The sequence below is a fragment of the Streptomyces sp. MK37H genome (assembly GCF_018035285.1).
Lineage (GTDB): Bacteria > Actinomycetota > Actinomycetes > Streptomycetales > Streptomycetaceae > Streptomyces > Streptomyces endocoffeicus.
Map to the genome: position 1 here is coordinate 1 of NZ_JAAAYH010000466.1, position 6,759 is coordinate 6,759.

General features: G+C 72.8%; 5 protein-coding genes. 4 read left to right on the forward strand and 1 reads right to left on the reverse strand.

Features of this window, described 5'->3' with window-relative positions; genetic code table 11:
- Positions 1–607 precede the first annotated feature (607 nt).
- Positions 608–1,657, forward strand: a complete 1,050-nt coding sequence (gene cobT / locus GWI24_RS37930) for a nicotinate-nucleotide--dimethylbenzimidazole phosphoribosyltransferase (protein ID WP_210950594.1) — start codon at positions 608–610, stop codon at positions 1,655–1,657.
- Positions 1,658–1,666: 9 nt separating this feature from the next.
- On the opposite strand, the gene GWI24_RS37935 is transcribed toward cobT, so the two are convergent.
- Positions 1,667–2,635 (reverse strand): adenosylcobinamide-GDP ribazoletransferase, encoded by a 969-nt coding sequence (locus tag GWI24_RS37935; RefSeq protein WP_247617453.1) that lies wholly within the window; start codon positions 2,633–2,635, stop codon positions 1,667–1,669.
- Positions 2,636–2,865: 230 nt separating this feature from the next.
- Here GWI24_RS37935 and GWI24_RS37940 point away from each other — a divergent pair, with 230 nt between their 5' ends.
- From GWI24_RS37940 to GWI24_RS37950, 3 genes are all read left to right on the forward strand, one after another.
- The gene (locus GWI24_RS37940; RefSeq protein WP_210950595.1) at positions 2,866–4,398 is read left to right on the forward strand and encodes a leucyl aminopeptidase; all 1,533 of its coding nucleotides are present in this window, start codon (positions 2,866–2,868) and stop codon (positions 4,396–4,398) included.
- Between the two features lie 403 nt (positions 4,399–4,801).
- On the forward strand, positions 4,802–6,190 hold the full coding sequence (gene lpdA / locus GWI24_RS37945; RefSeq protein ID WP_020871985.1) for a dihydrolipoyl dehydrogenase: 1,389 nt from the start codon (positions 4,802–4,804) through the stop codon (positions 6,188–6,190).
- 51 nt (positions 6,191–6,241) lie between these two features.
- On the forward strand, positions 6,242–6,759 hold a 518-nt coding region (locus tag GWI24_RS37950), incomplete at its 3' end, for a biotin/lipoyl-containing protein (RefSeq protein ID WP_308344225.1).

Sequence of the window (6,759 nt, forward strand, 5' to 3'; positions counted from 1 at the left end):
CCGAGCAGGCTGACACGCCCACCGCCGCCTGAAGGAATCGCCCAGCAAGGTGCGTCTTCGGGGTGCGACACCGTCTCGCGCCTTCGGCGCATGTGAGCATGGGTCCGGGGGATGGAGGGCGAGCGCCGCCGCCGACTGCCGGGCCGGTTGGGTGTTGAGGCCGTGGCGGCTCGGCGACGCGGGAGCGACGTCCGATCTGTACGGAGTCCGGTGGATCCGGGGCGGCCCCTCCGGGTACCCCTCTCGAAAACACTTGATCTGGCGCAACTAATTTGTCAAACGTTTTCGGAGGGGGTACCCCCCGGCGACCCGGCAGTCCGGCAACGGGCTCAGCCCCCGTAGGCCCGAGCCGCCACGGACCTCGCGCTCCACCGGCCCGGCGCCCGGCGACGCGGCTCTCGCCCCCCGCCCCCTCCTCCGCTGCTCAAATGCGCCGAAGGCGCGAGACGGCGGCGCGGGCAACCGAGCCGAGTAGGCCGACGCGGACCCCGGCCCGTGCCCGGCCTGTGCCTGCGCCCGTGCCCGGCCCGCGCCCGGGTGGGGGCCGCGCCGGGTTCAACGGGCGGACGCCGTACCGGTTCCCGGGGCGCCCGGTAGGGTTCGCCAGGTGAGTGCTCTCAATCTCGATGACTTCGTCGACCTGATCGAGCGCCCCGACGGGGGCATCCGGCGTGACGCCGAGGAGCGCCGCGAGCGGCTCGCGTTGCCGCCGGGTGCGCTCGGGCGGCTGGACGAACTGGGCGAGTGGCTGGCCGCCGCTCAGCAGCGGGTGCCGGTCAAGCCCATCGAGCAGCCCCGCGTCGTCCTCTTCGCGGGCGACCACGGCGTCTCCGACCTCGGTGTCTCCGCCCGCCCCGCCAGGAGCACCCACCGTCTGGTCCGCGCCGTGCTCGACGGCGAGAGCCCGGCCGCCATCCTCGCCGCCCGTCTCGGCACACCCGTCCGCGTCATCGACATGGCCCTGGACTGCGACCCCGAGGATCTCCCCGAAGACGTCACCCGCCACCGCGTACGCCGCGCGTCGGGCCGGATCGACCTCGAGGACGCCCTCACCCTGGACGAGGCCGAGCGGGCCTTCCGCGCCGGGATGGCCATCGCCGACGAGGAGGCGGACTCCGGCACGGACCTCCTCGTCCTCGGCGACCTCAGCGTCGGCGGCACCACCGCCGCGGCCACGCTGATCGCCGCGCTGTGCGGTACGGACGCGTCCGTGGTCACCGGCCGCGGCGGGGCCGCCATCGACGACCTCGCCTGGATGCGCAAGTGCGCCGCCATCCGCGACGGGCTGCGCCGCGCCCGCCCCGTGCTCGGCGATCAGCTCCAGCTGCTGGCCACCGTCGGCGGTGCCGACCTCGCCGCGATCACCGGCTTCCTGCTGCAGAGCGCCGTACGCCGCACCCCCGTGATCCTCGACGGCGTCGTCTCGGCGGCCTGCGCGCTGGTCGCCCAGCGGGTGGCGTTCCGCGCCCCGGACTGGTGGCTGGCCGGTCAGGCCAGCGGCGAACCGGGCCAGGAGAAGGCCCTGGACCGCATCGCCCTCACCCCGCTGCTCGACCACGGCGTCACGGTCGGCGAGGGCACCGGCGCGCTCCTCGCCCTGCCCCTCGTACAGGCAGCCGCAGCCCTGCACGCGGAACTCCCCGAGCGCGACAGCTAGGCGCCGGCCCTAGCCGAAAGTCAGGACCACCAGGGCAGTCGTGGCGGCCGACTCCGCCAGCGCGCCGAAGACGTCACCGGTCACCCCGCCGAGACGGCGGTGGCAGTGGTGCAGGAGGAGTTCGGCGGCCGCCAGCGCGGCCAGTGCGGCGAAGGCGTTACGGACGACGTCGTACGGGCCGAACGGGACGGCCACCACCGCGCAGCCCACCACCGTCACCGCCGCCACGACACCGGCGGAACGCCACGGCACGCTGCCCGCGACCGCCGCGCCCAGCCCCTCCGGGCGCGCGGCCGGAACCCCCACGCGGGCCGCGAGCGTCAAGGCGCAGCGCGCCGCGACACCGGCCACGGCCGCACCGACCGCGCCGTGCGCCCAGTCCTGCCCGTAGAGCTCGGCCAGGGCCGCCACCTGCCCGAGCAGGACGAACAGCAGCGTGATCACGCCGAACGGCCCGATGTCCGACCGCTTCATGATGCGCAGCGCGTCCTCGGCGGGCTTGCCGCTGCCGAGCCCGTCCGCGGTGTCGGCGAGCCCGTCGAGGTGGAGGCCGCGGGTCAGTACGGCGGGTATCGCGGCGGTGGCCACGGCCGCGAGCAGCGCCCCACCGCCCAGGAACAGCAACACCCCACCCACCGCGGCCGCGCACAGCCCCACGGCCAGCCCGGCCAGCGGAGCGCACAGCATCCCCGTGTGCGCCGCCTCCCGGTCCCAGCGCGCGCCCCGTACGGGCAGCACCGTGAGCGTGCCGAACGCGAAGCGGACCCCGTCGCCCCAGGGGGCACGCGGGGCGTGCGCGGGCGGCGGGTCGTAGTCGGGCCGCGGCGGATGCTCCGGCCGGTCAGCCTGCTGCTGCTCCGCGCCCTCTGACGGCGCGGAGGGCTCGGAGCTCTCCGGCCGCTCGGGCTCGGGCCCGGCCTCGGGCGGGCGTGCGGACGGCTGCGACTGCGGCTGCGGCGGCTCCGGCGTGGTGTCCATCGCGCGGAAGGCTATCCCGGCCACCCCCAGCGGGTAAGCCCCAGGGCACGCCCCTGTTGAGCCCTGAGTGCCAAGGCACGCCGGGCGCTTGGTTCTTGCGGCCGGGGGCCCTCCCAGCGGTAGCTGGGGGAGAACCGAGCCCTAAATCGGGCGTAGGCATACGATGCGGAGGGGCGCGGCCTACCAATCCATGACGGCCGACGAACTACCGGAAGAGGGACCCGACCACTGTGACTGCTCTGACTCTCAGCACCTCGTCCGCCGCGGCACTGCGCGCGGACGCCGTCGTCGTCGGTGTGGCGAAGGGGGCCAAGGGCCCCGTCGTCGCTGTCGGCGCCGAGGCCGTGGACAAGGCGTTCGGCGGGAAGCTGGCCGCCGTTCTGGAGACGCTCGGCGCGACCGGCGCCGAGGGCGAGGTGACCAAACTGCCCGCCGCGTCCGGCCTCAAGGCCCCGGTCGTGCTGGCGGTCGGGCTGGGCGAGGTCCCGGCCAAGGGCGACGGCTATGACGCCGAGACGCTGCGCCGGGCCGCGGGCACGGCCGCCCGCGCGCTGTCCGGTTCGAAGAAGGGCGCGTTCGCGCTGCCGATCGAGGACCCGGCCGGCGCCACCGCCGTGGCCGAGGGCGCGCTGCTCGGGGCGTACACGTACGACAAGAGCAACGGCAACGGCGGCAACGCCAAGAACAAGGACAAGAAGAACAACGGGCCGCTCGCCGAGGTCGCCCTCGTCGGCGGCAAGCCGCGCGACAAGGCGTACAAGGCGGCCGTCGAGCGCGCCACCGCCCTCGTCGCGGAGGTGAACCGCGCCCGCGACCTGATCAACACCCCGTCCAACCTCCTCAACCCGGCCGCCTTCGCGGCCGAGGCGGTCGCGGCCGCGAAGGAGCACGGCCTCAAGACCGAGGTGCTGGACGAGAAGGCGCTCAAGAAGGGCGGGTACGGCGGCATCCTCGGCGTCGGCCAGGGCTCGGAGGCCCCGCCGCGACTGGTCCGGATCGCGTACACCCACCCCAAGGCCGAGAAGACGCTCGCCCTGGTGGGCAAGGGCATCACCTACGACTCGGGCGGCATCTCCCTCAAGCCGGCCGGTCACAACGAGACGATGAAGTGCGACATGAGCGGTGCCGCCGCCGTGTTCGCCGCGGTCGTCACCGCCGCGAAGCTGGGCCTGCGGGTCAATCTGACGGGCTGGCTGGCGCTCGCCGAGAACATGCCGTCGGGTTCGGCCACCCGCCCCGGCGATGTGCTGTCGATGTACGGCGGCAAGACCGTCGAGGTGCTGAACACCGACGCCGAGGGCCGGCTGGTGCTCGCCGACGCGATCACCCGCGCCGGTGAGGAGAAGCCGGACGCGATCGTGGACGTGGCGACGCTGACCGGTGCGATGGTCCTCGCACTGGGCAACCGCACGTTCGGGATCATGACGAACGACGAGGCGTTCCGCACCACGCTCCACGAGGTCGCGGGCGAGGTCGGTGAGCAGTCCTGGCCGATGCCGCTGCCGGACCACCTCCGTAAGGGCATCGACTCGCCGGTCGCCGATCTGGCGAACATGGGCGAGCGCATGGGTGGCGGTCTGGTGGCCGGTATCTTCCTGAAGGAGTTCGTGGCGGACGGGATCACCTGGGGCCACCTGGACATCGCGGGTCCGGCCTTCAACGAGTCCGGTCCGTTCGGCTACACCCCCAAGGGCGGCACGGGCGCCGCGGTCCGCACCCTGGTGCGGCTGGCCGAGCGCACCGCCGACGGCGACCTCGGCTGAGCCGAGGCCCCAAAGCCCCGAGGCCCCGAGGCCACAAGGCCAGGAGGAGGATCCCTGGCCCGGCCAGGAAACCCTTGGCCCCGCGACACAGCGACATGTCGCGGCGACGCATCGCGACCGTTTGAGACGCCCGCCGCCATGGGCCGAAAGTCCCGTCGATTTCGCCCTCAACGAAATCGACGGGGCTTCGCGTTCCGGATACGCAGCAGTAACCCCTGAACTGGGGTGTGGAGATTTCTCACACAGCGGCCCCGCGTCCCGCCTCCCCCCAACAAGTGCGAAGATGTTGTCCCGGCAGGACAGGGCCACCGACACCAGGGCCGACGTAAGAAGCGGCCGAACACACGCCGCCGCCCGGCCGACCGACGGCCGGCCCCGGCGCACCATGCATGGAGGACGTGACGTGGCGAACGACGCCAGCACCGTTTTCGACCTAGTGATCCTCGGAGGCGGTAGCGGCGGTTACGCCGCTGCCCTGCGCGCGGCGCAGCTGGGTCTGGACGTCGCCCTGATCGAGAAGGACAAGCTGGGCGGCACCTGTCTGCACCGTGGCTGCATCCCCACCAAGGCGCTGCTGCACGCCGGTGAGCTCGCCGACCAGGCCCGCGAGGGCTCGGAATTCGGTGTGAAGACCACCTTCGAGGGCATCGACATCGAGGGTGTGCACAAGTACAAGGACGGCGTGGTCTCGGGCCTGTACAAGGGTCTGCAGGGCCTGATCGCCTCCCGCAAGGTCACCTATGTGACGGGTGAGGGCCGGCTGTCCTCCCCGACCTCTGTCGATGTGAACGGCGAGCGTTACACCGGCCGCCACATCCTGCTGGCCACCGGTTCGGTGCCGAAGTCCCTGCCCGGCCTGGAGATCGACGGCAACCGCGTCATCTCCTCCGACCACGCGCTGGTGCTCGACCGCGTGCCGAAGTCCGCGATCGTGCTGGGCGGCGGTGTCATCGGCGTCGAGTTCGCCTCCGCGTGGAAGTCCTTCGGGGCCGACATCACCATCGTCGAGGCGCTTCCCCACCTCGTCCCGGTCGAGGACGAGAACAGCTCCAAGCTGCTGGAGCGCGCCTTCCGCAAGCGCGGCATCAACTTCTCCCTCGGCTCCCGCTTCTCGGGCGTGGAGTACACCGCCGACGGCGTCAAGGTCTCGCTGGAGAACGGCAAGACCTTCGAGGCCGAGCTGCTGCTGGTGGCCGTCGGCCGCGGCCCGGTCTCGCAGGGGCTCGGCTACGAGGAGGCCGGGGTCGCCATGGACCGCGGCTATGTCCTCGTCGACGAGTACATGCGGACCAACGTGCCGACCATCTCCGCCGTCGGCGACCTGGTCCCCACCCTCCAGCTGGCCCACGTCGGCTTCGCCGAGGGCATGCTGGTGGCCGAGCGGCTGGCCGGTCTGAGCCCGGTGCCGGTCGACTACGACGGCGTGCCGCGGGTGACCTACTGCCACCCCGAGGTCGCCTCCGTCGGCATCACCGAGGCCAAGGCCAAGGAGCTGTACGGTGCGGACAAGGTCGTCGCCCTGAAGTACAACCTCGCGGGCAACGGCAAGAGCAAGATCCTCAAGACCGCGGGCGAGATCAAGCTCGTGCAGGTACGGGACGGTGCCGTCGTCGGCGTCCACATGGTCGGTGACCGGATGGGCGAGCAGGTCGGCGAGGCTCAGCTGATCTACAACTGGGAGGCGCTGCCGGCCGAGGTCGCGCAGCTCGTCCACGCCCACCCGACCCAGAACGAGGCGCTCGGCGAGGCCCACCTGGCTCTGGCCGGCAAGCCGCTGCACTCCCACGACTGACTCATCCCGAGCGCGAACCATCCAAAGATCGTTAAGGAGCAACCGAACACCATGGCGGTTTCCGTAACCCTGCCGGCGCTCGGCGAGAGCGTGACCGAGGGCACCGTCACCCGCTGGCTCAAGGCCGAAGGTGAGCGCGTCGAGGCCGACGAGCCCCTGCTCGAGGTGTCGACCGACAAGGTCGACACCGAGATCCCGGCCCCCTCGGCCGGTGTGCTGACGTCCATCAAGGTGGCCGAGGACGAGACGGTGGAGGTCGGCGCCGAGCTGGCCGTCATCGACGACGGTGGCGCGGCTCCGGCCGAGGCCCCCGCCCCCGCGGCCGAGCCCGCTCCGGCGGCTCAGCCCGAGCCCGCCCCGGCGCCCGCCGCCGAGGCCCCTGCCCCTGCCGCCGAGGCCCCTGCCCCTGCCGCCGCCGCTCCGGCCGGTGGCGCCGAGGGCACCGATGTGGTCCTTCCCGCGCTCGGCGAGAGCGTGACCGAGGGCACCGTGACCCGCTGGCTCAAGGAGGTCGGCGAGTCCGTCGAGGCCGATGAGCCGCTGCTCGAGGTCTCCACCGACAAGGTCGA